Origin of the sequence: Streptomyces sp. JL2001, from assembly GCF_050917515.1 — a bacterium.
GTDB lineage: Bacteria > Actinomycetota > Actinomycetes > Streptomycetales > Streptomycetaceae > Streptomyces.
Window position 1 is genome coordinate 5448632 of the sequence record NZ_CP169421.1, and the last position, 23937, is coordinate 5472568.

Below are 23937 nucleotides of genomic sequence, written 5' to 3' on the forward strand. Positions count from 1 at the left end.
ATCGCGCACGGACCACGGGGGGCACTGTGGCGGGGGAAGAACAGCACGAGGCACGTCCGGAGCCGGAGGACCGCGCACCCGGTGCCGCGGACGCCTTACCGGAGGGGCCGGGCACCCCGGACGGGGGCGACGGCAGGACCGTCGCCGAGACGCCCTGGGCCTACGGACCCGGGAGCACGTCCGGCGCCGGAGCGGGCGAGGGGGCCGGGGCGTTCGGCGGCGGGCACGGGGCGCCGACCGTGACCGCCTCGCCGTGGGCGGCCGGCGGAGCGATCCCGCCGCCACCCGGGCAGCCGCCCGTCATCGGCTCGTCCACGCCGGGCCTGCCCGGCCCGCCGGTGCCGCTCGAATCGAACCCCGCCCAGGCCGTCCTGGTCGGGCTGCTGAACCTCTCCTGCCTCGGCCTCGGCTACGTGCTCCTCAAGCACTGGCGGTCCGCCGCCGTGTGCTGGGCCGCCACCGTGATCCTGCTCGTGATCGCCCTGCCCGCCGACGTCGACGGCGTGCCCCCCGGCGCACTCATCGGCTACGGCCTGTTCCTGCTGGCCGCCGCGGCCGACGGGGCGCGGCGCGGACTGCGCGCCCCGCTCGTCCTGGGCCCCGCCGGCCCGGCGGACGCGGGCAGCGGGAGACCGAGCCGGCTGCGGTTCGCGCTCCCGCTCGCGGTCGTCCTGCTGCTCGTGCCGGTCGGCGGCTCGGTGGCCTACGGAGCCGCACGGGACGAGGCCGTGGAGCAGTCGTACCTCGACCGGCTGGCGGCGGCGGACACCCTCGTGAAGGCCGTCGAAGGACAGAGCTTCGGCGGGGCCGCGGAGAACTACCGCAAGGCGCTGGCCACGTACCAGGAGCTCGGCACGAAGCACGCCGGCTCCCGCGCCGGACGGCTCGTCCCCGACCGGCTCGCCGCCTACTACCGCAGCGTGTCCGTCCCGTACGAGCAGAAGAAGTACTGCGAGGCCGTAGAACCCCTCAAGCACCTGCGCGACCTGCCGACGAAGGTGGACCGCGGGCTCCTCACCGGCCTGATCGGCAAGGCAGACGAACCGCTGGCCCAGTCCTGGTACGAGTGCGGCACCAGCAGCATCGGCAAGGCGGGCGCCGAGCGGACGGCCGGAGACCAGCTCAACGCCCTGCTCACGACCTTCCCGCAGTCGCCGCACGCGACCAAGGTCGAGGCCGCGGTCAAGGACAGCATCCGCACCCGCGCCGCCGCGCTCGACGGCTCCTCCATCGACCCGTGCGAGACGGTGACCGAACTGCGGCGCGTCGGCACGACCGTCGACCTGCTGCCCCGGGACACGTACACCGCGCTCTCGAGGGAGAACGGCGAGGCGGTGGAGAAGGGCGACTTCAACTGCGGGGTCAAGCAGTTCAAGGACAAGGAGTACACGGACGCCAGGACGTCGATGACCGAGTTCGTCACGACGTACCCGGGCAGCCGGAGGGCCGCCCAGGCACGGAACATCGCCATCGCCGCGGAGATCGCCCAGGAGGCCCCGGCGGCCGGCGCCAAGCTGCCCCCGGCGACGGCGCCCGGCGGGTCCCGGATGGTCATGGTCGTGTCCAACGACGGGCCGGGGGAGGTCGAACTGCTCTACACGGGGCCGATCACCGGACGGGTCACGCTGAAGTCCTGCGGGACGTGCAGGACGTACCCCGGCAGCCTGGCCGCGCTGAACACGCAGAAGGTGAAGGCGTGCACGGGCCCGTCGTCCAAGTACCCGAAGGCGACCCTGCTGCTCCCGCCGGGCAACTACCACTTCCTGCAGAAGCGGGACAGCTCGAACACGTCGATGGCGGTGAACAAGGCGAGCACGACGAAGATCGAGTCGGGGTACAGCTACACGAACTGCCTGTACGTGACCTCGGGCCTGGGGTTCTGAGGGGCGGGGGCGGTAGGGGGAGGGGGCGGAGGGGGGCGTCGGGGTGGGGGCGCTTGGGGGGGTGCGGGTCCTGGCTCTTGGGGCCGGGCGCCTCGGTGGCTTCTGGTGGTTGGCCGCCCTCTCTCCGAGTGTGGCGGGTTACGGCGCCGCTTCAAGGGCGCTCCTTCGTCGCGTCGCTGCGCGATGGGCTGCGCCCACCCTTGACCCGTCGCCTCCACCCGCCTTTTCACACTCGGAGGGCGGCCCGGGGGAGGGGCCAGGCGGGGGGTTCGGGGTGCCCCGGGCGCCGTAGGCGGCCATCGGCATTCGGGGTGGCTTCCCGCACCCATTGAATGGGGTGACGCGGCGGCGCTTAGCGGCAATCCGTCGTGTCTTGGCTGGGATTCATGCCCCGCTGGTCATTCCCGGTGGTGGGTGAAGCCGGATCCGAGAGCCCTTGGAAAAGTCGACGCCTCAAGCCGGCCCCCCTCCGGTCCGGTGTCGATCCTTCACCGGCAGTGGGACTCCCGGATGACGCTAGCGCGTACATTACCTGCGGTAACCCAGACGAGATAAGGAACTTCACGGGCATATCGGACTCTCGGAGGGCTTAATGTACGCCGTAGCGTCATTGAGCAGTCGATCCCGGGTCGGCGATGGGGCTGGTGGGGCGGATGGGATCCGCGCGACCGCCGCCCCACGCGACCAATGCCCCTGACCCGAGCCAGCGATGACGGCTCCGGATTCGGATTCACCCACCACCGGGAATGACCAGCGGGGCATGAATCCCAGCCGACAGACGAGCGGCATCCGCTAAGCCAAGCCCACTGCCCCATTCAATGGCTGCGGGAAGCCACCCCAAAAGCTGTCGGCCGCCTACGGCGCCCGGGGCACCCCGAACCCCCCGCCTGGCCCCTCCCCCGGGCCGCCCTCCGAGTGTGAAAAGGCAGCCGGGGCCGGGCGGTCAAGGGTGGAGCGAAGCGAAATCGGCGAAGCCGACGCGACGAAGGAGCGCCCTTGAGGGCACGGACCCGGCTGCCACACTCGGAGAGAGGGCGGCCAACCACCAGAAGCCACCCAAGACCGGCCAGCCCCAAGAGCCAGGACCCGCACCCCCCAAGCGCCCCGCCCCGCCCCCCGCCCCCCTCAGGGCTTGCGGCGGAGGACCCGCAGGGAGTCCGTCACCGAGATCTCCTCGAAGTCGCCCGACTCCAGCGCCCGGCAGTAGATCCGGTACGGGGCCTGGCCGCCGTCCTCCGGGTTCGGGAAGACGTCGTGGATGACGAGGATCCCGCCCGCCGCGACCTTCGGCGCCCAGCCCTCGTAGTCCGCCGTCGCGTGCTCGTCCGTGTGACCGCCGTCGATGAAGACGAAGCCCAGCGCTCCGGTCCACACCTTCGCGACCTGCGGGGAACGTCCCACCACCGCGATCACGTGATCCTCCAGGCCCGCCTTGTGCAGGGTCCGGCGGAACGTCGGCAGGGTGTCCATCAGGCCGACCTCCGGGTCCACGACGGTCTCGTCGTGGTACTCCCACCCCGGCTGCTGCTCCTCGCTGCCCCGGTGGTGGTCCACGGTCAGTACGACCGTCCCCGCCTCCCGGGCCACGTCGGCCAGCAGGATCGTCGAGCGCCCGCAGTAGGTGCCGACCTCGAGGAGCGGCAGCCCGAGCTTCGCCGCCTCGGCGGCGGCCTCGTACAGCGCGAGCCCTTCCTTCACGGGCATGAAGCCCTTCGCGGCCTCGAAGGCGGAGAGAATCTCCGGAGCGGGCATCGGTCCTCCTACTGGCGGGTACAGACGTGCGAGCGCCCATGGTGCCCTACGCGCCGCGGGCGGACCACACCCGCCGTCGCGGTGGGGCCGCCGCCACCTGCGCCGACGGCGCCGGCGGGCCCCGGCCCGTGCCTCCGCCGCCCTCCCGGCCGTCGTTGCGCGCACCCGGTCCGGAGGGCGGGGCGTCACCGGTCTAGAGCGGCGCCAGGACCTCGCGCAGTCGGACGAGGGTCGCCTTCCACGGTCCGGCCTCGTCGGTCTCGCCCCACAGTTCGAGGAGTTCCGAGGGTTCCGTGAGGACCCGGTCCAGGGCCTCGACCGCGAGCGGGCGCAGCTCCACCGGCAGTTCCGGCAGCGCTTCGTCCGGGCCGTAGGGGGCGGGGACGGGGTCCCCGCCCGGGCACTGCGAGGCGACGAGTGCGGCCGCGGCGACTGCCTGCACCGCGACGTCGCTGTCCAGGTAGTCCGTGCCCGTCTCGATCACCTCGCCGAGTGTGGCCCGGATGAGCGCGGCGCGCTCGGCCGGGGGTGTGTCGTCGAGGTCGCCCGAGAAGTCGGCGGCGGTGTCGTTGTCGAAGGGGCCGATGTCCCAGGTGCCCATGATGCGTTCACTTCCGATCGTTCGATCGCCGCCGGTCTGACGTGCGTACCGTGATCGTGGCAGCTGCCTCTGACAGTCGGGCGGTGGCCGGGAGCCGGCGACCTCCTCGCCCTGCGGCCGGCGATCGACGTTCGGCATTCGGCGTGTATCTGACCTTCCGTCAGATTGGAACGTGTTCTAGTCTGCCGCGCATGGGCATCGCCATCACGCAGGAACAGCGGGAGTTGGCCGGGTCCGTGCGCGGATGGCTGGCGCGCACCGTGCCTCCCGAGGAGGTGCGCAAGCACCTCGACGTCCCCGACATCGCCACCGGCCGGCCCGTCTACTGGGACGCCGCCGCCGGGCAGGGGCTCCTCGGCATCCACCTGCCCGAGGAGCACGGCGGCGGGGGCGGCGATCTCGTCGACCTGGCCGTCGTCCTGGAGGAGGCCGGGCAGGCGTTGCTGCCTGGGCCCTACCTCCCCACCGTCCTCGCCGCGGAAGTGCTCCGGCGCGCCCACGACGCCGCCCCGGGCCCCCGGTCGACCGGGGCGGCCGCGCCCTGCGCCGTCCGCGAAGCCGCCGGCCTTCTCGCCGGTCTCGCCGATGGGACGCGGACCGGGGCCGTGGCGCTCGGGCCCGGCACCCTGACGGCCGTCGGCACCGCCGACGGGTACCGGCTGGACGGGGTCGCGCCGCCCGTCCTCGGGGGCGGGCAGGCCGACCTGCTCGTCCTCGCCGCCCGCACCGCCGACGGCACCGTCTGGCTGGCCGCCGACGCCCGGGACCTCGCGGTACGGACCCACGAGAGCGCCGACCCCACCCGGCCGACCGCGGAGGTGGCCGCCGACGGGGTCCACGTCCCGGGGGACCGGCTCCTCGCCGTCGACTCCGCCCTCGTGCGCGACCTCGCCGCCGTGCTGTTCGCCGCCGACGCCTGCGGGACGGGCGCCCGGGCGCTGGACACCGCCGCCGCGTACGCCAAGGTGCGCGAGCAGTTCGGGCAGCCCATCGGGCGGTTCCAGGGGGTCAAGCACCTCTGCGCCGACATGCTGGTCCGGGTCGAGCAGGCCCGCACGCTGACCTGGGACGCGGCCCGGGCGGCCGGTGCCGGCCCTGCGGGGCCGCGGTCCCTGACGGCCGCCCTCGCCGCGGCCACCGCTCTCGACGCCGCCTACACGTGCGCCAAGGACTGCATCCAGATCCTCGGCGGGATCGGCTTCACCTGGGAGCACGACGCCCACCTCCAGCTGCGCCGGGCCCTCGTCGCCCGGCAGCTCCTGGGCGGCGGTGACGGCCACCGCTCCCGGGCCGTTCGTCTCGCCGCCGACGGCGTCCGGCGCGAGCTGCGCCTCGAACTCCCCCCGGAGGCCGACGACTTCCGCGCCGCCGCCCGTGAGGCGCTCGCCGTCGCCGTCGGTCTTGACCCGCGCGCCGCGCGCCGCGCCCTCGCCCCCACCGGCTACGCCGCCCCGCACCTGCCGGCGCCGTACGGACTCGACGCCGGACCGCTGCGGCAACTCGCCGTGCAGCGGGAACTGGACGCGGCGGGAATCACCCTCGCCGGGCTCGGCATCGCCACCTGGGTCGTCCCCTCCCTGCTCGCCTACGGGACCCCCGAACAGCAGGCCCGCCACCTCGGCCCCACCCTGAGCGGCGACCGGCTGTGGTGCCAGCTGTTCTCCGAGCCGGACGCCGGCTCCGACCTGGCCGCTCTGCGCACCCGGGCCGAACGGACCGAGGACGGCCGCTGGCGGATCAACGGGCAGAAGGTGTGGACGAGCGCGGCGCAGTGGGCCGACCACGGCATCCTGCTCGCCCGCACCGACCCCGACGCGCCCAAGCACCGGGGGCTCACGTACTTCCTCGTCGACATGAGGAACACGCCGGGGATCGACATCCGGCCGCTGAAGGAGATCACCGGGGACTCCCTCTTCAACGAGGTCTACTTCGACGACGCGCTGCTGCCCGCCGACGCCGTCGTGGGCGCCGTGGACGACGGCTGGCGCGTCGCCCGCAACACCCTCGGCAACGAACGCGTCCACATGGCCGACCAGGTCGCCTTCGACTCCGGCCTCGAAGCGCTGATCGAGCGGGCGGACGGCGCCGGCGACTCCGTACGCGTGCGGATCGGCGCGCTCGCGGCCGAGGCGCACGCGCTCGCCTGCATCGGGCTGCGCACCACGATGCTCCAGGTGTCGGGCCTGGAACCGGGCGCCGGAGCCAGCGTCCGCAAGCTCGTCCAGACCCTCCACCAGCAGAAGGTCGCCGAGCTCACGCTCGAACTGCTCGGGCCGGAGGGCGCCGTGCGCGAGGGGGCGGGGGAGCGGGCCGTGCACGGGCTGCTGATGTCCCGCTGTCTGACGATCGCGGGCGGCACCACACAGGTTCAGCTCAATGTCGTCGCCGAGCGGCTGCTCGGCCTGCCGCGGGACTGAGGGGATCGGAAGATGGGGAAGGCGTACATCGTCGGCGTCGGAATGACGAAGTTCGAGAAGCCGGAGACGCGCGACTGGCAGTACTGGGACATGGCGAGGGAGGCGGGGACGGCGGCGCTCGCCGACGCGGGCGTGGACTACGCGCGGGTGGAGCAGGTGCCGGTCGGCTACTGCTTCCAGGCGTCCACGGCCGGGCAGCGCGCCGCGTACGAGCTCGGGCTGACCGGCGTGCCCGTCTACAACGTCAACAACAACTGCGCGACGGCGTCGACGGCGCTGATGATGGCCCGCCAGTTCGTCGAGGGCGGGGTGGCCGACTGCGTCCTCGCGCTCGGCTTCGAGAAGATGACCCGCGGTGCGCTCGGCGGCGGATCGGGCGCCGGTGACTTCAGTGCCTCGCCGGTCGCCCGTCACTACGGGATCATGGCCGCCGGCCACGGCTTCGAGATGTCCCCGCCGACCGCGCAGATCTTCGGCAACGCGGCCCGTGAGCACATGGAGCGGTACGGGACGACGGAGGTCCAGCTGGCGGCCGTCGGCGCCAAGAACCACCGGCATTCGGCGAACAACCCCTACGCCCAGTTCCGGGACGTGTACTCGGTCGAGGAGATCCTCGCCGCCAAGACCGTCCACCGGCCGCTGACCAGGCTGCAGTGCTCGCCGACGTCGGACGGTTCGGCGGCCGCGGTCGTCGTGTCGGAGCGGTTCGTCGTGGAGCACGGCCTGCACGACAAGGCGGTGGAGATCGTGGCCCAGTCGATGACGACGGACACCGAGGAGTCCTTCGCCTCCGGGTCGTGCATCGACGCGGTCGGCCTGCCGATGTCCCGGGCCGCGGCCCGGCAGGTGTACGAGCGGTCGGGCCTCGGCATCGAGGACGTCGACGTCGTCGAGCTCCACGACTGCTTCTCCGTCAACGAGCTGCTGACGTACGAGGCCCTCGGGATGTGCGAGGAGGGGGCGTCGGGGAAGCTCGTGGAGTCCGGCGCGACGACGTACGGCGGGCGGTGGGTGGTGAACCCGTCGGGCGGGCTGATCTCCAAGGGGCATCCGCTGGGCGCCACCGGGCTGGCGCAGACCGCCGAACTGGTCTGGCAGCTGCGGGGTGAGGCGGGTGCCCGGCAGGTGGCCGGGGCGCGGGTGGGCCTCGCGCACAACATCGGCCTCGGCGGCGCGGCCGTGGTGACCCTGCTGCGCCGTTCCTAGAGAGGGGGCGGGGCGGGCGGACCTACGTCCGTGGTCCCGGGCCCGTACATCGATTTTCTGATGTACGGGCCACGGAGGCTCTGCGACCATGACCCGCATGGTCCACACCGAGTCAGCGGCGGAGCAGTCCGCCCACGCACGCCCCGCCCCGCGCGCCTGGCTGGTGGTGCTCGCCGCCTGTGCGGGGCAGTTCCTCGTCGTCCTCGACGTGTCCGTGGTGAACGTCGCGCTGCCGTCGATGCGGGCCGATCTCGGCCTGTCGGCCACCGGGCTGCAGTGGGTGCTCAGCGCGTACTCGATCGCCTTCGCCGGCTTCATGCTGCTGGGCGGGCGGGCGGCCGACCTGTTCGGCCGGAAGCGGATGTTCCTGCTGGGTCTCGGGCTCTTCACCGCGGCGTCCGTGGCGGGCGGTCTGGCGCAGGAGGGCTGGCAGCTGGTCGCGGGCCGTGCCGTGCAGGGGCTGGGGGCGGCGGTCCTGGCGCCCGCGACGCTCACCATCGTGACGGCCGCCGTCCCCGCGGGCTCGGCCCGGACGCGTGCCATCGGGACCTGGACGGCGGTCGGCGCGGCCGGTGGCGCGGCGGGCGGCTTCGTCGGCGGTGTCCTGGTGGACCTGCTGTCCTGGCGCTGGGTCCTGCTGATCAACGTCCCGGTCGGGGTGCTCGTCCTCGCCGGCGCCGCGCTGTGGCTGCGCGAGAGCCGGACCGCGGCGGGCCGGCGGCTCGACCTGCCGGGTGCGGTGCTGGTCACCGGCGGTCTGGCGGCCGTCGCCTACGGCATCGTGCAGACGGAGGAGGTGGGCTGGGGCTCCCGTTCGACGCTGGTGCCGCTGCTCGGCGGCCTGGCGCTGCTGGCCGTCTTCGTCACGGTGGAGGCGCGTACGGCGGCGCCGCTGATGCCCCTGCGGCTGTTCCGTTCGCGGGCGGTCTCGGCGGCCAACGTGGCGATCCTGCTGTGCGGTTCGACGTCGTTCTCGATGTGGTTCTTCATGACGGTGTACGCGCAGAACGTTCTCGGGTACACGCCGCTGGAGGCCGGGCTCGCCCTGGTGCCGAGCTCGGTCAGCGTCATCCTCGGCTCGAAGCTGGCGCCCCGTCTGATGCCGGCCACCGGCGCCCGGGCGCTCGCGGTCATCGGTGCCGTCGTGGCCGCGGCGGGCTTCGCCTGGCAGTCCACGATGACCGCCGACGGCACGTTCCTGGGGATCATCCTGGGTCCCGGCATCCTGATGATGGCGGGTATGGGGCTGCTGACCACGCCGCTCGCCACCCTCGCCACGTCGAGCGCGCCGCCCGGCGAGGCGGGGCTGGTCTCGGGGCTGGTCAACACCTCCCGCACGATGGGCGGCGCGCTGGGTCTGGCGGTGCTCTCCACCGTCGCCGCGTCCCGCACGGGCGGTGCCGCCGACCCGCAGGCCCTGACGGAGGGCTACGCGCTGGCCTTCCGCACGGCGGCGGGGGTGCTGCTGGCGGGCGCGCTGCTGATGCTGCTGTGGTTGCCGAAGCGGCGGCCCGCGGGGTCTCCCGAGCCCGCGGTCTGAGCGGCGGGACCTCCCGGCCGCCTGCGAGGAGTCTCCGCCGGTCGGCGCGGCCGTGGGCCACCGGGTGCTACAGCCAGCCCTGCTGCCGTGCCGCCCGCACCGCCTCCATGCGGTTGCGGGTGCCCGTCTTGCCGATCGCCGAGGAGAGGTAGTTGCGGACCGTCGACTCCGAGAGGTGGAGCGAGGCCGCGATGTCGGCGATGGTCGCGCCGTCGACGGACGCGCCGAGCGCGTCCCGTTCGCGTGCGGTCAGCGGGTTCGGGCCCGCGCCGAGGGCGGCCGCGGCGAGGGCCGGGTCGATGACCGTCTCGCCGCGCAGGACCCGGCGGATCGCCTCCGCGAGTTCCTCCACCGGGCCGTCCTTGACCAGGAAGCCCGCCGCGCCGGCCTCCATCGCCCGGCGCAGGTAGCCGGGCCGGCCGAAGGTGGTGAGGATCAGGACCCGGCAGTCGGGGGCCTGGTCGCGCAGGTCGGCCGCGGCGTCCAGACCCGAGCGGCCCGGGAGTTCGATGTCCAGCAGGGCCACCTCGGGGCGGCCGGCCAGGGCCGCGTCCACGATCTCGTCGCCGCGGCCGACCTGGGCCACGACCTCGATGTCGGGTTCCAAGCCGAGCAGCAGCGCCAGGGCGCCCCGCATCATGCCCTGGTCCTCGGCGAGGAGAACTCTGATCATTCGGTCGGCTCCAGCTCCGTCGACGCCAGGGCCGCCACGGGCAGTTCCGCGGTGACCCGGAACCCGCCGCGCGGCGCGGGTCCCGACTCCAGGGTGCCGCCTGCGGAGGCGACGCGCTCGCGCAGGCCCGTGAGTCCGCTGCCCGCCGCGCTCCCGTCGGCACCGCGGCCGTCGTCCGTGACCGTCAGCCGGACCCGCTCGGGGGTGCCGCCGACGTCGATCTCGCAGCGGGTCGCGTGGCTGTGCCGAACGGCGTTCGTGGCCGACTCCCGGACGACCCAGCTGAGCAGGGCCTCCGTGTGGGGTGCCAGCGGCGGCCCCGACTGCCGGACGACCGGCTCGATCCCGGCCGAGGACAGGGCGTCGCGGGCCCGGTCGAGTTCGGTGGCGAGGCTGCCCTCCCGGTAGCCGGTGACGGCCTCGCGGATCTCGGTGAGGGCCTGGCGGCCCACGGACTCGATGTCGGACACCTGGGCCAGCGCCGCGTCGATGTCGCGCGGGGCGAGCCGCCGGGCGGCCTCCGACTTCACCACGACGACGGACAGGGTGTGGCCGAGCAGGTCGTGCAGGTCGCGGGAGAACCGCAGCCGTTCCTTCTCCACCGCGGTGCGCGCCAACTCCTCCTTGGTACGGCGGAGTTCCTTCACGGTCTCGGAGAGGGTGAGGACCGCGGACGTGACCATGGCCGAGATGAAGGTGCCGTACACGACGTTGATCGCGCCCCAGCCGTCCCGGTAGCCGGCGACGGCGCCGGCCACGACGCACAGGGGGAGGACCACCTGGGCCAGTCTCCGGCCGCGCAGGACCGAGCCGGCGGCGAGGCCGAGCAGCGGGAAGTAGAGCAGCCAGGGGCCGCCGTACGCGAGGGCCAGGAAGAGGGTGACCGCCGTCATGGTGCCGAGCAGCCACCAGGTGGCCGGCGCCTCCCGGCTGCGCCGGTGGAAGGCGCGGAAGACGACGGAGATGTAGAGGGAGTTGAAGAGCAGGACGCCGATCCCGCCGATCCAGGGGTCGGGTGTCTCGCCGTGGAGGAGGTTGGAGACCGCGCCCATGCCCATCAGCAGCCAGGGCAGCATGGTGAAGCCGTTCGGCGGCCCCATCTCCTCGGCGGTGCGTTCGCGTCGTTTCCCCGTACCTCTCATGACCGCTCCCCTCACGCCGTCCTGCCGGCACGACCGTACGAGACCACGGCGTACGCCCCGAGCACCAGCGCCCGGCGGGCGATCACGGTGACGGTGGCGGCGCCGGGCGTGCTGCCGAGGTCGCCGCCGGCCGCGCGGGCGGCGCGGCCCGGCAGGGCGACGGTCTCGCCGCGCCGGATCCCGAGGTCGACGCCGTCGAGGGCGCGGACCGGGCCGAAGGTCTGGTGGACGCCCTCGATGGCGACCGCGGGCTCGTTCCTCATGTCCACGACGCTACGGAGCGGGGCGGGTGCGGCGGCAGGCGTGAATGTACGGACCCGGCGGTGACAAATGTCCCGGGTCCCCTCCCCGACACGACATCTGACATGCCGTCAGGAGGGTTCACAACTCCTGACGGCTCGGCTATACATGAGGATCACCGACCTAGAACGCGTTCTAGAACGGCGCGTACGGGGCGGTCCCGCACGGCCTCGGTGCGGCCGACGGTGCGGACGGTCGCACCGAGGTCCTTCCCTCTTCACGGATCCCCACGGATCTCCAAGGAGCAGCATCCCGATGCCCATTGATGCCGCCAAGGCCGTCGCCGCCGAGCCCCGCAGTGCCGAGATCGGCTGGGACCACAAGGACGTCCAGCTCTACCACCTCGGTCTCGGCGCCGGCACGCCCGCCACGGACCCCGACGAGCTCCGCTACACCCTCGAGTCCCGGCTCCACGTGCTGCCCAGCTTCGCCACGGTCGCCGGCGCCGGCATGGGCGCCGTCGGCGGCCTCTCCGCCCCGGGCATCGACGTGAACCTGGCCGCGGTCCTGCACGGCGGCCAGAGCATCACCCTGCACCGCCCGATCCCCGTCGCGGGCCGGGCCGTCACCACCTCCCGCGTCGCCGCCGTCCACGACAAGGGCAAGGCCGCCGTCCTCGTCCTGCGCTCCGAGACCGCCGACGACGACGGCCCGCTGTGGACCAGCGACGCCCAGATCTTCGTCCGGGGCGAGGGCGGCTGGGGTGGCGACCGCGGACCCTCCGAGCGTCTCGAAACGCCCGATCGCGAGCCGGACAGGACCGTCGAGCGGCCCGTCCGCGAGGACCAGGCGCTGCTCTACCGGCTCTCCGGTGACTGGAACCCGCTGCACGCCGACCCCGAGTTCGCCAAGCTGGCCGGCTTCGACCGGCCGATCCTGCACGGCCTCTGCTCGTACGGCATGACCCTCAAGGCGGTGGTGGACACCGTGCTCGGCGGCGACGTCGCCCGGGTCCGCTCGTACCGCACGCGCTTCGCCGGGGTCGTCTTCCCGGGCGAGACCCTGCGCATCCGGATGTGGGCCGGGGACGGCCGCGTCCAGGTGACGGTGACGGCCGTGGAGCGCGACGACGCCCCGGTCCTCGCCGACACCCTCGTCGAACACTCGTAGATCCATCCCGGAGGGAGCCGCACCATGCGCGCAGCCGTACTGCACGAGATCGGCCAGGACAAACTCGAAGTGCTCGACGACGTCGAGGCCGTGGGCTTCGGCCCCGGCAAGGTGAGGATCCGCGTCCGGGCGACCGGGCTGTGCCACTCCGACGTCTCCGCCATGAGCGGTGTGCTGCCGCAGCCCGCGCCTTTCGTCCCCGGTCACGAGGGCGCGGGTGAGATCGTCGACCTCGGCGACGGCGTCACCGGGCTGACCGAGGGCCAGCGGGTGCTGCTGTGCTGGCTGCCCGCCTGCGGGATCTGTCCGGCCTGCAAGCGCGGCCAGACGCAGCTGTGCCTGGCCGGCTTCATGAACGCGGGCACGCCCAACTTCAAGCGGCCCGGCGGGGACCTCTTCGGATTCGCCGGCACCGGCACCTTCGCCGAGGAGGTCGTCGTCGACGCGGGCTGCGCCGTCCCGATCCCCGACGACGTGCCCTTCGACATCGCGGCGCTGATCGGCTGCGGCGTGACGACCGGCCTCGGCGCGGCGATCAACACGGCCAAGGTGGAAGCCGGTTCGTCGGTCGCCGTCATCGGCTGCGGAGGCGTCGGCATCTCCGCCATCCAGGGCGCCAAGCTCCAGGGGGCCGCCCAGATCATCGCCGTCGACCCGGTCGCGTCCCGGCGCGAGGCCGCCCTGCGGTTCGGGGCGACGGAGGCGGTGGCGCCCGACGCGCTCGGCGACGCCAAGCAGCGGATCACGGCGGGCGAGGGCTTCGACTACGTCTTCGAGGTCGTCGGGAAGTCCGCCACCGCCCGGACCGCCTACGAGACGACCCGGCGGGGCGGCACCCTGTGCGTGGTCGGCGCGGGAGCGCTCGACGACCACCTCCAGCTCAGCATGTTCGAGCTGTTCTTCGACGAGAAGCGGATCCTGCCGTCCATGTACGGCGGCGGCGACGTGCTGCGTTCGTACGAGCGGGCCATCGCGCTGTGGCGCGCGGGCCGGATCGACCTGGAGTCGCTGATCACCCACCGGGTCCCGCTGTCGGGGATCAACGAGGCGCTGGAGCAGATGCGCACGGGCGTGGCGCTGCGCACCTGCATCGAGATCTGAGAGGACACCGCGAGATGGCACTCCCTCTGGAGGGGTTGAGCGCGATCGTCACCGGCGCGGGCCGGGGCCTCGGCCGGGCCGAGGCGCTGGAGCTGGCGCGGCTGGGGGCGGCGGTCGTCGTGAACGACTACGGCCGGCCGGGGCGCGACGGCTCCGGCGCGGCCTCGGCGGCGCCGGCCGAAGGGGTCGCCGAGGAGATCCGCGCGGCCGGCGGCCGGGCGGTCGCGCACCTGGGCGACGTGGCCGACTTCGGGACCGCCCGGGAGCTGGTCGACCTGGCGGTGGAGACCTTCGGGAAGCTGGACGTCCTGGTCAACAACGCGGGGATCCTGCGGGACCGGATGGTCTTCTCGATGAGCGAGGACGAGTGGGACTCGGTCGTCCGGGTGCATCTGAAGGGGCACTTCAACACCACGCACTTCGCGGCGGCGCACTGGCGCGGGCGGGCGAAGGCCGGGGAGTCCGGCGTCTACGGCCGGATCGTCAACACGTCGTCGGAGGCGTTCCTGGCCGGCTCGGCGGGCCAGCCGAACTACGCGGCGGCCAAGGGCGGGATCGTGGGGCTGACGACCTCGACGGCCCTGGCGCTGGCGAAGTACGGGGTGACGGCGAACGCGATCTGCCCGCGGGCCCGGACGCGGATGACGGAGGACGTCTTCGCGGGCTTCGCGGAACCGACCGCCGAGGGGGAGCTGGATCCGCTGTCGCCGGAGCACGTGGCGCCGCTGGTGGGGTATCTGGCGTCGCCCGCGGCGGCGGTGGTGAACGGTCAGCTGCTGGTCGTCCACGGCGGGATGGTGGCGATTGTCGACCGGCCGAGGGTGGCGGCGAAGTTCGACACGGCGAAGGACGTCTTCACCTACGAGGAGCTGGACGGGCTGCTGTCCGCGCACTACGCGGGGCGGCCGGCGGGGGAGACCTTCGCGGCGGCGGAGGTGCTGGGCCTCAGGAAGGGCTGAGGGCTCTCGTGCGGATCGGGCCGGGCTCGCGGTGTCCTGGGCGCCGGTCGCGGCGGAGAGGAGAACGGGCCCCGGGGGAGTCCCCCGGGGCCCGTTCGCTCAGTGCGCTTCCGGTTCGCGGCGGTGGCGGCCGTGCGGGGAGGACGTGGTGTCCTCCGCGGGCGCCGAGGGTCCGCGGTGCTTGCCGGACCCGTTCGGCTCCGACCCGTCCGTGCTTGCTTGCGACATGCTGGAACTCACCCCGTAGTGATCTCTGTTGCTGTGCGACCCGAGAGTCTAACCAGCGGCTTTGGCGTCCGTGAGGGGTGCCTGCTGCAGGGGCACCGGCCGGCAGACCCGGGGTTCGAGCGCGGCCGGTTCCGGTTCGCACGGCACCTCCAGGTCGGTGAGGCCGCAGGGTGCTTCCGCCGTCGTGTACGGCAGTCGGAGGACGCCCTCGGGCGTCCACAGTCCCGCCCCGGCGAGCCATCCCGCGGGCGCCGACGTCTGGTGCATCCGGCGCCCCGACGGCCGCCACATCCCGACCCAGCTGCCGGTCGCCGCGTCGATCCGCAGCGCGACCCCGCAGCTCTCCGGCAGCAGCACCTGGCCCGGCTGCACCGCGAACGGGGTGACCGCGGCGTCGTCGAGGCGCAGGCAGTCCGGGAACCGGACCGGCAGCAGGCTGCCGAGCACGCCCCAGCCGAGCCGGTCGTGCCCCGGGGACGGCGCGTCGGACCGGAGCAGCAGCAGTCCGCTGTCCGGGTCGGCCATCAGCAGCCGGTCGTCGCTCTCCTCGGTGATCTGGAGGAGCGGTGTCACCTCGCCGCCCCGTTCGAGGTCGACCGCCACCGCCTTCACCGGCCCGTCGTCCAGGCGGCGGTCCAGGGCCAGCATCCGCCCCGTGCGGTCCAGCCACACCCCGCCCGAGCAGCGGCCCTTGATCTCGGCGACCTGCTCCGGTCCGAACGCCCCGCCCGCCACCAGCCACAGCGTCGTCGTGTCCGGGCCGGCGCACAGGGCGTAGGCGCAGATGCCGTCCGGCGAGGGCGGCAGCAGGGTCAGCTCCTCGGCCTCCACCGCGCCCAGGGTCAGTTCGCCCGTCCCCGGCCCGGTCGGGTACAGCAGCGAGAACGTGTGGCGCTTCCCGTCCACCCGGCGTGCGGCGAGCACCCGTCCGTCCGCCAGCGGCAGCAGCCGGGTCGTGGGGTCCTCGGGCTGGTCCAGCGGCAGCGGGACGGCGTACGGCTCCGGGCCGTCGAGTGTCCAGCGCTCCGCGTACAGGGCGTCCCCGGCGCCCGCGAGCCGCGCCGCGTACGCCCCGTTCGCCGTGATGATGATCTCTGTCGGCCGTACCGCGCCGTTGTCCTCCGCCGCGGTCTCGATGGCACAGGCTGTCATCGACTCGTCACCTCCGGCCACCGAAGCTAGTTTTCGCACTTCCAGCCGAACAACACGAGCTCCGGCAATTCACACATTGGGATGGCGCTGAACCGATTTTGCTGAGGGGGGAGTGGGGGTTGTGCTGAAGAGACAAGGGGTGCGCGAGGTAAGGCGACCCTGAATGGAGTCTGCGACTCCGGGTGCGGGCGCCTCTCCCGTCCCGGTCGCGAACCGCCGCACCCGTCCTCGTGCGCGAGTCCCTCCCCCTCCCTCCGCCGACGTGGCACCGCCGCCGCGCTCGGTCCCGCGGCCCGCGGAGGGAGCGACGGGGCCCGGACACGTGCGCAGGTGAGAGGGATGGCGGGGGCGGGAAGTCCGCGTCGCCGGCGGCGGGGGCGTCGGCGACGTCGCCGCCAGGACCGCGGCCGTGGGCACGGACGCCCCGCCCTGCCGGTTCCCCCGCACCGCCACCCCCGCCCTCGGCGCGACGAAGATCGAGTCCGCCCCGGGGCGGGTCGTCGTCCTCGACGTCGGCGAGCTCGACGACGTCGTCCCGCCCGGCGCGAAGCCCGTCGGTCACGTCCCCTGGCGACGGGGACGATGGCATCCCCACGTATCTCCGGAAAGGACGCGGGCGACCCCGATTCCTTCGGGCGCCCGCCAGGGGAACCGCCGCGGGCCCGGCGTGACGGCGGCCGGCCGAGTCCTGGACGACCTGTGCGGCGGCCTCGCCGACCGGCGGGGTGCCGACCGGCGGGATCCGGAGCCTCCGCGCCCCTCCCACGGCACCCCCGGGCCCCGCGGCGGCCCGCCCCCGCAGGACGCGGCGGGAACGGCGGCGCCCTCGCCGCCCACGGGGCAGGAGGACGGGGTACGCAGGGCAGGTAGCCTTTGCTCCGTGCCCCGTCTGTCTGAAGTCATCGCCGAACTCGACGCCCTCTGGCCGCCCGAGCGGGCCGAGCAGTGGGACGCCGTCGGCACGGTGTGCGGCGAGCCCGACGCCTCCGTCACCCGCGTCCTGTTCGCCGTCGACCCCGTCCAGGAGATCGCCGACGAGGCGGTCGCGCTCGGCGCCGACCTGATCGTCACCCACCACCCGCTCTACCTGCGCGGGACGACGACGGTCGCGGCCTCCCACTTCAAGGGACGCGTCGTGCACACGCTGATCAAGCACGACATCGCCCTGCACGTCGCCCACACCAACGCCGACACCGCCGACCCCGGGGTCTCCGACGCCCTCGCCGGCGCCCTCGACCTGCGGATCACCGGCCCCCTGGTCCCCGAGAACAACCTCGGCCGGATCTGCGAACTGGACCAGCCCGAGACCCTGGCCCAGTTCGCGGCCCGCGCCGCGAAGCGGCTCCCCGCCACCGCGCAGGGCATCCGCGTCGCGGGCGACCCCGACATGACCGTCCGCCGGGTCGCCGTCAGCGGCGGCTCCGGCGACAGCCTCTTCGACGCGGTACGGGCCGCCGGCGTGGACGCGTTCCTCACCGCCGACCTGCGCCACCACCCGGTCTCCGAGGCCACCCAGCACGCGGCCCACTCCGGCCGGCCCGGCCCGGGCCTGGTCGACGCCGCCCACTGGGCCACCGAGTGGCCCTGGTGCGAGCAGGCCGCCGCCCAGCTCGACGAGATCTCCGACCGTCACGGCTGGGACCTCCGCGTCCACGTCTCGAAGACGGTCACCGACCCCTGGTCCTCCCACCACACCTCCCCTGGAGCCCCCAACTGAACGCCGCGCCCGCCGACCAGATCCGACTCCTCGACGTCCAGTCCCTGGACGTACGTCTCCAGCAGCTCGCCCACAAGCGCAGGTCCCTGCCCGAGCACGCCGAGATCGAGTCGCTGACCAAGGACCTCACCCAGCTGCGCGACCTGCTCGTCGCCGCGCAGACCGAGGAGAGCGACTGCGCCCGCGAGCAGACCAAGGCCGAGCAGGACGTCGACCAGGTCCGCCAGCGCGCCGTGCGGGACCAGCAGCGCCTCGACTCCGGCGCCGTCTCCTCCCCGAAGGACCTGGAGAACCTCCAGCGGGAGATCACCTCGCTGGCCAAGCGCCAAGGCGACCTCGAGGACATCGTCCTGGAGGTGATGGAGCGCCGCGAGTCCGCGCAGGAGCGGGTCGCCGAGCTGACCGAGCGCGCCTCCGCCGTCCAGGCCAAGACCGACGACGCGACCTCCCGTCGCGACGCCGCGCAGGCCGAGCTGGACCGCGACGCCGCCTCCGTCGCCAAGGAGCGCGAGCTGATCGCCGGCTCCGTCCCGGCCGACCTGCTCAAGCTCTACGAGAAGCTGCGTGAGCAGCAGGGTGGTGTCGGCGCCGCCCGGCTGTACCAGCGCAGGTGCGAGGGCTGCCACATCGAGCTGAACATCACCGAGCTGAACGAGGTCCGGGCCGCCGCCGCCGACACGGTCGTACGCTGCGAGAACTGCCGCCGGATCCTCGTCCGCACGTCGGAGTCCGGCCTGTAATGACGGCCAGGGAACTGATCGTCGAGGCCGACGGCGGCTCCCGGGGCAACCCGGGGCCCGCCGGCTACGGCGCGGTGGTCCTGGACCCGGCGACCGGGGAGACCCTCGCGGAGGCCGCCGAGTACATCGGCGTCGCCACCAACAACGTCGCCGAGTACAAGGGCCTGATCGCCGGGCTGAAGGCGGCGCGCGAGCTGTTCCCCGACGCCGCCGTCCACGTCCGGATGGACTCCAAGCTGGTCGTCGAGCAGATGTCCGGCCGCTGGAAGATCAAGCACCCCGACATGAAGCCGCTCGCAGCGGAGGCCGGCCGGGTCTACCCGGCGGGGCAGGTCCGCTACGAGTGGATCCCGCGCGAGCGGAACAAGCACGCCGACCGACTCGCGAACGAGGCGATGGACGCGGGCAAGCAGGGCCGGCAGTGGCAGCCTGCGGACTCCTCGGGGTCCTTCGCCGCCCGTGACGCGGCCGCGGCCCGCGCGGCCGCCGCACCGCCCCCGTCGGGTCCCCCCGGCGACGCCACGGCCGGCGCGGCACGGGCCCGCGCGGCCCTGACGGGCACGGGCGCCGGCAGGAGCACGGGAACCGGCACGGGCGGCTCCGGGCACGCCGGGCAGTCCGACGACGCGCTCTTCCCCGCGGACGAGGCCGTCGCGGCCCAGGCCCGCGCGTCGCTGGCCGCGGCCGGCACCGCCGAACGGGAGTCCGCCGCGGCGGCACGGTCCGGGTCCGGACTCGCCGAGGCGAGCGGGGACTTCGAGGCCGAGGCGGCCGCCGAGGGACACGCGGGCCACGACGGGCGGGGCCGGACGCACGCCCCCGCCGCCGAGGCGCCCCCCGCACAGGGCTGGACCGGACCCGACATGGGCGCCCCGGCCACCTTCGTCCTGCTGCGCCACGGGGAGACCGCCCTCACCCCGGAGAAGCGGTTCTCCGGAAGCGGCGGCACCGACCCCGAGCTCTCGGCCGCCGGACTGCGGCAGGCCGAAGCCGTCGCCGCCGCGCTCGCCGCCCGGGGCACGATCCAGGAGATCGTCAGCTCGCCGCTCACGCGCTGCCGCCAGACCGCCGAGACCGTCGCCGCCCGTCTGGGCCTGTCCGTACGGATCGAGGAAGGGCTCCGCGAGACCGACTTCGGGGCCTGGGAGGGGCTGACCTTCGCCGAGGTCCGCGACCGCCACGCCGAGGACCTCGACGCCTGGCTCGCCTCGCCGAAGGCCGAGCCGACGGGTGGGGGCGAGAGCTTCGCGACCGTCGCCCGCCGCGTCGCGGCGACCCGCGACCGGCTGACGGCGGCCCACGCCGGCCGTACGGTCCTCCTGGTCACGCACGTGACGCCGATCAAGACCCTGATCCGGCTGGCGCTCGGCGCCCCGCCGGAGTCGCTGTTCCGGATGGAGCTGTCGGCGGCCTCCCTGTCGGCGGTGGCCTACTACGCGGACGGCAACGCCTCCGTACGGCTCCTCAACGACACCGCGCACCTGAGGTGACCGGCCACGGGGCGACGGGCCGGGCACCCGGAAAAGACGTGGCCCGCCCCGCCGCCTCGTAGCACCATCGGGTCATGACCTGGCACTTCACCGAGCAGGCCGAGGTGTTCCGGCGTGCCGCGGCCGCCCCGCTTGCGGCCGATCCGGCCCGGCACACCGCCGTGCTCACCCTCGTCGACGGAGCGGAGCTCCTCGGCTGGTGGACCGGACCGGACGGCCGCGTCACCGGCACCTGCGTGGTCTCCCCGCCCGGCGTGCCGGTCCTCGGCGTCATGACCGCGCCGGTCGCCCGCGCCCTGGCCCGCGCCCTGCCCGGCGCCGGTGCGGTGACCGGCGTACGGGGCGAGGCGGCCGTCTGCGAGGCCTTCGCCCGCGCCCTCGGCCGCCCCTGGACCACCACCCGCCGGATGCGGCTCTTCCGGCTCGACGCGCTCACCCCGCCGGAACCGGCGCCACCGGGCCGGGCACGGCGGGCGACCATGGCGGAGATCCCCTTCGCCGTGGCGTGGGCCCGGCAGTTCGCCCGCGACGTCGGCGAGACGGCCGACACCGATCCCACCGCGAACATCACCACCCGTGTCTCCGAAGGCCGCCTGTACTTCTGGGAGGCGCACGGCGCCCCCCGGTCGATGGCGAGCGTCTCGCCGACCCTCGCCGGCCAAGCGCGGGTGTCCCTCGTCCGTACCCCGCCGGAGGAACGCGGACGGGGCTTCGCGGGGGCCGTCACCAGTGCGGTCAGCCGCGCCGCCCTGGACGCGGGCGCCGAGCAGGTCCTGCTCTTCACCGACCTGGCCAACCCGACGAGCAACGCCCTGTACCAGCGGCTGGGTTACCGCCCGCTGGGCGACCACGCGGCGCTCGCGATCGACGCCCGCGCGTGAGGGGCGGGCGCCGGCGCCCGGGACGGCTCAGCGGGGGCCGCCCGCGACCGGTGCGACCGGCAGGATCGCCCGCAGCCCTCAGGCCGGCCCCCGGGTCGTCCGCAGCCCCGCGGCCTCGCGGGCCAGTGACTCCACCCGCGCCCAGTCGCGGGACGCGAGCGCGTCGGGCGGCAGCATCCAGGTGCCGCCGACGCAGGCGACGTTGGGCAGGGCGAGATAGGACGGCGCTGACGCGAGCGAGATGCCGCCGGTCGGGCAGAAGCGGGCCCGCGGGAGCGGTCCGGCCAGGGACGAGAGATAACGGACGCCGCCGGCGGCCTCCGCCGGGAAGAACTTCATGTCCCGGACGCCGTGCTCCAGCAGGGCCACGACCTCCGAGGTCGTCGAGACGCCCGGCAGGAACGGCACGCCCGACTCGCGCATCGCGCCCAGCAGGCCTGCCGTCCAGCCGGGGCTGACGAGGAACCGTGCCCCCGCGCCGACCGCGTCAGCGACGCCGGCCGGGGAGACGACGGTGCCGGCGCCGACGACCGCCCGGGGGACCTCGGCGGCGATCGCACGGACGGCGTCCAGTGCGGCCGGCGTCCGCAGCGTCACCTCGATCAGCGGCAGCCCGCCGGCCACCAGGGCACGGGCCAGCGGGACGGCGTCGGCGGCGTCCTCGATCACGACGACCGGGACGACGGGGGCTTCGGGGGCAAGGTCGAGCACGCTCTCCATGGGCTCATCGTGCCGAGGGGAAGCGTGATGCGCAACGCTCGTTGCGCATGCTGCAATGACATTGATGCGGCGGTCCGGCGGGACCTCTTCAGAGGGGGGTGTCCCGCCGTACTGCCGGGCCGGATCACGTCCTCCGCACGGGGTCGAGGGGGTGCCCGCCGATCGTCCGGGAGGGGCCTAGGTGTATTGACTCGCAGGGTTGTTCACACGGGTGATGGGCGGTTTGCCGCCGAGTGCGGTGTGGCAGCGGTGGTGGTTGTAGGTGTGGAGGAAGTCTGCCAGGGCTTCGGTGCGCTCGTTGTTTGAGTGGTAGGGCTTCAGGTAGGCCCATTCGTCGAGCAGGGTGCGGTTGAAGCGTTCGACCTTGCCGTTGGTCTGCGGCCGGTAGGCACGGGTCAGCTTTCCGGTCGCACCGAGCTCGGCGAGGGCGTTTTTCCAGGCCAGGCCCTTGCGGTAGGCCCAGGCGTTGTCGGTCAGGACTCGCTCGATGTGGTCGATGCCGTGGCTGTGGAAGAAGGCGGCCGCGCGGGTCAGGAAGCCTGCGCAGGTCGCGACCTTCTCGTCGCTGTGGATCTCGCTGTAGGCGAGGCGGGAGTGGTCGTCGACGGCGGAGTGCACGTAGTCGAAGCCCATGCCGCGGATCGGCCGGCCGGCCTCGCGGCCGTTGGTCTTGTGGCCGCCGCCGTCGGGGATCCGGCCGAGTTTCTTCACGTCCACGTGGATCAGTTCGCCGGGCCGGTCGCGTTCGTATCGGCGGATCACCGTGCCGGTCGGCCGGTCCAGCCATGTGAGCCGGTGCAGGTGGTGGCGGGTGAGGATGCGGTGGACGGTGGAGGCGGGCAGGCCCAGGATCGGGCCGATCCGGGCGGGTCCGAGTTTGCGGTCCCGGCGCAGGTCGCAGACCCGGGCCTCGATCGCCGGCGGGGTTCGGTGCGGTGTCGAGTGCGGGCGGCTGGAACGGTCGTGCAGCCCGGCCTGTCCCTCGGCTCGCCAACGGCGGATCCATTTGTGGGCGGTGGCCCGGGAGATGCCCATCTCGGCCGCGACATGAGCGACCGGACGGCCCGATTCGACACGTTCGACCAGCAGTCGTCTCCCGAAGACGGTCAGTCGGGCATTACGGTGGGACACGAAGGCCTCCGTGCGGTGAAGATTCGACACCTCCACCACACACGGGGGCCTTCGCCATGTTCAAGACCCAACCGTGTCAACAACGTCCGTGATCAATACACCTAGGTCCTGTCCGGGCGATCTTCTCGGGCCCGCGACGACGGCTGCGGCGTCTCGCGGCGTTGTCGGAGTCGCCCGAGTACGCCCAGTACGAGGGCGATCCTCCGCCTTGCGATACACCACATCCGACGCCGCGGGCCGATCCTCGAAGATCGCCCGGACAGGACCTAGTGGATCTCGTCCACCAACACGTCCAGGGCCCCCGCCCGGCCCTCCTCCACCACGTATCCCAGGTCCCGCAGGATCTCGACCAGTTCCTGTCGCCGCTTCGGCCGCGCCCCGGCCTCCAGCAGGCTCCGGACGATCCGGCCCTTCGTCGCCTTGTTGAAGTGGCTGACCACCTTCCGGGTCGGCGCGTGCAGCACCCGCACCGTCGCGGTCCGCTCCGCCGACTCGCCCTTCGGCTTCCAGGCCGAGGCGTACGCCGACGAGCGCAGGTCGAGGACGAGCCCGTCCCCTGCGGCCTCGGGCATCACGGTGGCCATCGCACCCCGCCAGTGCGCGCCGAGCGCTCCCAGACCCGGCAGCTTCACGCCCATCGAGCAGCGGTACGACGGGATCCGATCGTCCACCCGGACCGCTCCCCACAGCCCGGAGAACACGAGCAGCGACTCCCGGGCGCGCCTGCGCGCCGCCGCGTCGAGGGTGGCCAGGCCCAGCGCGTCGTACAGCACGCCCGTGTAGATCTCCCCGGCAGGCCGGGCCCCCGCCGTGCGCAGTTCGGTGTTCTTGGCGATCTCGCCGCGCAGTCCCTCGCTCAGACCGAGCACCTCGCGCGCCTTCTCCTCGTCGGCGGCGCACAGCTCGACCAGCTCGTCCAGGACCGCCGCCCGGGCCCCGGCCAGGCCCGGCAGGGACAGCGACTCCGGCTTGAGCGGTGCGCCACGGCCCGAGGCGGCCTTTCCTTCGGAGGGCGGCAACAGCACGAGCACGGCGGTTCTCCTTCGTACGTACGGGGTGGGGGTGCGGCCCCGGCTGTTCAGCCTACAAAGCCGGCGGCGCCCGCCGGTCCCGCGTCCACCGCCGCTCCCCGTACGTCCGGGCCCGGCCCCGCCCGGACGCCGACGTGCCGGGGCCCCGGCACGGCCATACGCT

The 23937-nt window shown here is 73.9% G+C and carries 20 protein-coding genes; 11 read left to right on the plus strand and 9 right to left on the minus strand.

Annotated features, from left to right (window positions below; translation table 11 throughout):
- Nucleotides 1-26: 26 nt before the first annotated feature.
- Nucleotides 27-1883 (plus strand): hypothetical protein, encoded by a 1857-nt coding sequence (locus ACE1OA_RS24350; protein WP_432753377.1) that lies wholly within the window; start codon nucleotides 27-29, stop codon nucleotides 1881-1883.
- A 1125-nt stretch (nucleotides 1884-3008) separates the two neighbouring features.
- Here ACE1OA_RS24350 and ACE1OA_RS24355 read toward each other — a convergent pair.
- Together ACE1OA_RS24355 and ACE1OA_RS24360 are read right to left on the minus strand one after the other, a co-directional pair.
- Complete coding sequence (locus tag ACE1OA_RS24355; protein ID WP_386545388.1) at nucleotides 3009-3635, minus strand: class I SAM-dependent methyltransferase; 627 nt, start codon at nucleotides 3633-3635, stop codon at nucleotides 3009-3011.
- 193 nt (nucleotides 3636-3828) lie between these two features.
- Nucleotides 3829-4236 carry a DUF4259 domain-containing protein gene (locus tag ACE1OA_RS24360; protein WP_356609103.1) on the minus strand — a complete coding sequence of 136 codons (408 nt, stop codon included), beginning with the start codon at nucleotides 4234-4236 and terminating at the stop codon, nucleotides 3829-3831.
- A gap of 191 nt (nucleotides 4237-4427) precedes the next feature.
- Here ACE1OA_RS24360 and ACE1OA_RS24365 point away from each other — a divergent pair, with 191 nt between their 5' ends.
- The 3 genes from ACE1OA_RS24365 to ACE1OA_RS24375 all read left to right on the plus strand — a co-directional run bounded on the left by ACE1OA_RS24365 (nucleotide 4428) and on the right by ACE1OA_RS24375 (nucleotide 9399).
- Nucleotides 4428-6653, plus strand: a complete 2226-nt coding sequence (locus ACE1OA_RS24365; protein WP_386545392.1) for an acyl-CoA dehydrogenase — start codon at nucleotides 4428-4430, stop codon at nucleotides 6651-6653.
- 12 nt (nucleotides 6654-6665) lie between these two features.
- Nucleotides 6666-7859 (plus strand): lipid-transfer protein, encoded by a 1194-nt coding sequence (locus ACE1OA_RS24370; RefSeq protein ID WP_386545395.1) that lies wholly within the window; start codon nucleotides 6666-6668, stop codon nucleotides 7857-7859.
- Between the two features lie 97 nt (nucleotides 7860-7956).
- The gene (locus ACE1OA_RS24375; protein WP_386545418.1) at nucleotides 7957-9399 is read left to right on the plus strand and encodes an MFS transporter; all 1443 of its coding nucleotides are present in this window, start codon (nucleotides 7957-7959) and stop codon (nucleotides 9397-9399) included.
- 67 nt (nucleotides 9400-9466) lie between these two features.
- Here the strand turns inward: ACE1OA_RS24375 and ACE1OA_RS24380 are convergent, their stop codons facing one another.
- The 3 genes from ACE1OA_RS24380 to ACE1OA_RS24390 are packed head-to-tail and all read right to left on the minus strand — an operon-like array spanning nucleotide 9467 to nucleotide 11477.
- Nucleotides 9467-10072 (minus strand): response regulator, encoded by a 606-nt coding sequence (locus ACE1OA_RS24380; protein ID WP_386545398.1) that lies wholly within the window; start codon nucleotides 10070-10072, stop codon nucleotides 9467-9469.
- Nucleotides 10069-11214: a sensor histidine kinase gene (locus ACE1OA_RS24385; protein ID WP_384873864.1), complete on the minus strand. Its 1146-nt coding sequence runs from the start codon at nucleotides 11212-11214 to the stop codon at nucleotides 10069-10071. Before ACE1OA_RS24385 ends, ACE1OA_RS24380 begins: the two co-directional genes overlap by 4 nt.
- An 11-nt stretch (nucleotides 11215-11225) precedes the next feature.
- On the minus strand, nucleotides 11226-11477 hold the full coding sequence (locus ACE1OA_RS24390; RefSeq protein ID WP_432753378.1) for a hypothetical protein: 252 nt from the start codon (nucleotides 11475-11477) through the stop codon (nucleotides 11226-11228).
- Nucleotides 11478-11769: 292 nt separating this feature from the next.
- Between ACE1OA_RS24390 and ACE1OA_RS24395 the strand changes: the two genes are divergently transcribed.
- The 3 genes from ACE1OA_RS24395 to ACE1OA_RS24405 are packed head-to-tail and all read left to right on the plus strand — an operon-like array spanning nucleotide 11770 to nucleotide 14684.
- Entirely contained in the window at nucleotides 11770-12624 is an 855-nt protein-coding gene (locus tag ACE1OA_RS24395; protein WP_361316623.1) for a MaoC/PaaZ C-terminal domain-containing protein, read from the plus strand.
- A 24-nt stretch (nucleotides 12625-12648) separates the two neighbouring features.
- Nucleotides 12649-13725, plus strand: a complete 1077-nt coding sequence (locus ACE1OA_RS24400; protein ID WP_432753379.1) for a Zn-dependent alcohol dehydrogenase — start codon at nucleotides 12649-12651, stop codon at nucleotides 13723-13725.
- Between the two features lie 14 nt (nucleotides 13726-13739).
- Nucleotides 13740-14684 (plus strand): 3-oxoacyl-ACP reductase, encoded by a 945-nt coding sequence (locus ACE1OA_RS24405; protein ID WP_356609119.1) that lies wholly within the window; start codon nucleotides 13740-13742, stop codon nucleotides 14682-14684.
- Between the two features lie 276 nt (nucleotides 14685-14960).
- On the opposite strand, the gene ACE1OA_RS24410 is transcribed toward ACE1OA_RS24405, so the two are convergent.
- Nucleotides 14961-16064, minus strand: coding sequence for a hypothetical protein (locus ACE1OA_RS24410; protein WP_432753380.1), 1104 nt, complete (start codon nucleotides 16062-16064; stop codon nucleotides 14961-14963).
- A gap of 880 nt (nucleotides 16065-16944) precedes the next feature.
- Here ACE1OA_RS24410 and ACE1OA_RS24415 point away from each other — a divergent pair.
- The 4 genes from ACE1OA_RS24415 to ACE1OA_RS24430 all read left to right on the plus strand — a co-directional run bounded on the left by ACE1OA_RS24415 (nucleotide 16945) and on the right by ACE1OA_RS24430 (nucleotide 20892).
- Nucleotides 16945-17781 carry a Nif3-like dinuclear metal center hexameric protein gene (locus tag ACE1OA_RS24415; protein WP_356609123.1) on the plus strand — a complete coding sequence of 279 codons (837 nt, stop codon included), beginning with the start codon at nucleotides 16945-16947 and terminating at the stop codon, nucleotides 17779-17781.
- The gene (locus ACE1OA_RS24420) at nucleotides 17778-18521 is read left to right on the plus strand and encodes a zinc ribbon domain-containing protein (protein WP_356609186.1); all 744 of its coding nucleotides are present in this window, start codon (nucleotides 17778-17780) and stop codon (nucleotides 18519-18521) included. Before ACE1OA_RS24415 ends, ACE1OA_RS24420 begins: the two co-directional genes overlap by 4 nt.
- On the plus strand, nucleotides 18521-20011 hold the full coding sequence (locus tag ACE1OA_RS24425) for a bifunctional RNase H/acid phosphatase (protein ID WP_432753381.1): 1491 nt from the start codon (nucleotides 18521-18523) through the stop codon (nucleotides 20009-20011). Before ACE1OA_RS24420 ends, ACE1OA_RS24425 begins: the two co-directional genes overlap by 1 nt.
- 74 nt (nucleotides 20012-20085) lie before the next feature.
- Nucleotides 20086-20892 (plus strand): GNAT family N-acetyltransferase, encoded by an 807-nt coding sequence (locus ACE1OA_RS24430; protein ID WP_432753382.1) that lies wholly within the window; start codon nucleotides 20086-20088, stop codon nucleotides 20890-20892.
- Nucleotides 20893-20970: 78 nt separating this feature from the next.
- On the opposite strand, the gene eda is transcribed toward ACE1OA_RS24430, so the two are convergent.
- The 3 genes from eda to yaaA form a co-directional block, all read right to left on the minus strand.
- Nucleotides 20971-21612 (minus strand): bifunctional 4-hydroxy-2-oxoglutarate aldolase/2-dehydro-3-deoxy-phosphogluconate aldolase, encoded by a 642-nt coding sequence (gene eda / locus ACE1OA_RS24435; RefSeq protein WP_432753383.1) that lies wholly within the window; start codon nucleotides 21610-21612, stop codon nucleotides 20971-20973.
- 177 nt (nucleotides 21613-21789) lie between these two features.
- Entirely contained in the window at nucleotides 21790-22743 is a 954-nt protein-coding gene (locus tag ACE1OA_RS24440) for an IS481 family transposase (RefSeq protein ID WP_361309278.1), read from the minus strand.
- Nucleotides 22744-23009: 266 nt separating this feature from the next.
- On the minus strand, nucleotides 23010-23774 hold the full coding sequence (gene yaaA, locus ACE1OA_RS24445; protein ID WP_384873887.1) for a peroxide stress protein YaaA: 765 nt from the start codon (nucleotides 23772-23774) through the stop codon (nucleotides 23010-23012).
- Between the last annotated feature and the right edge of the window lie 163 nt (nucleotides 23775-23937).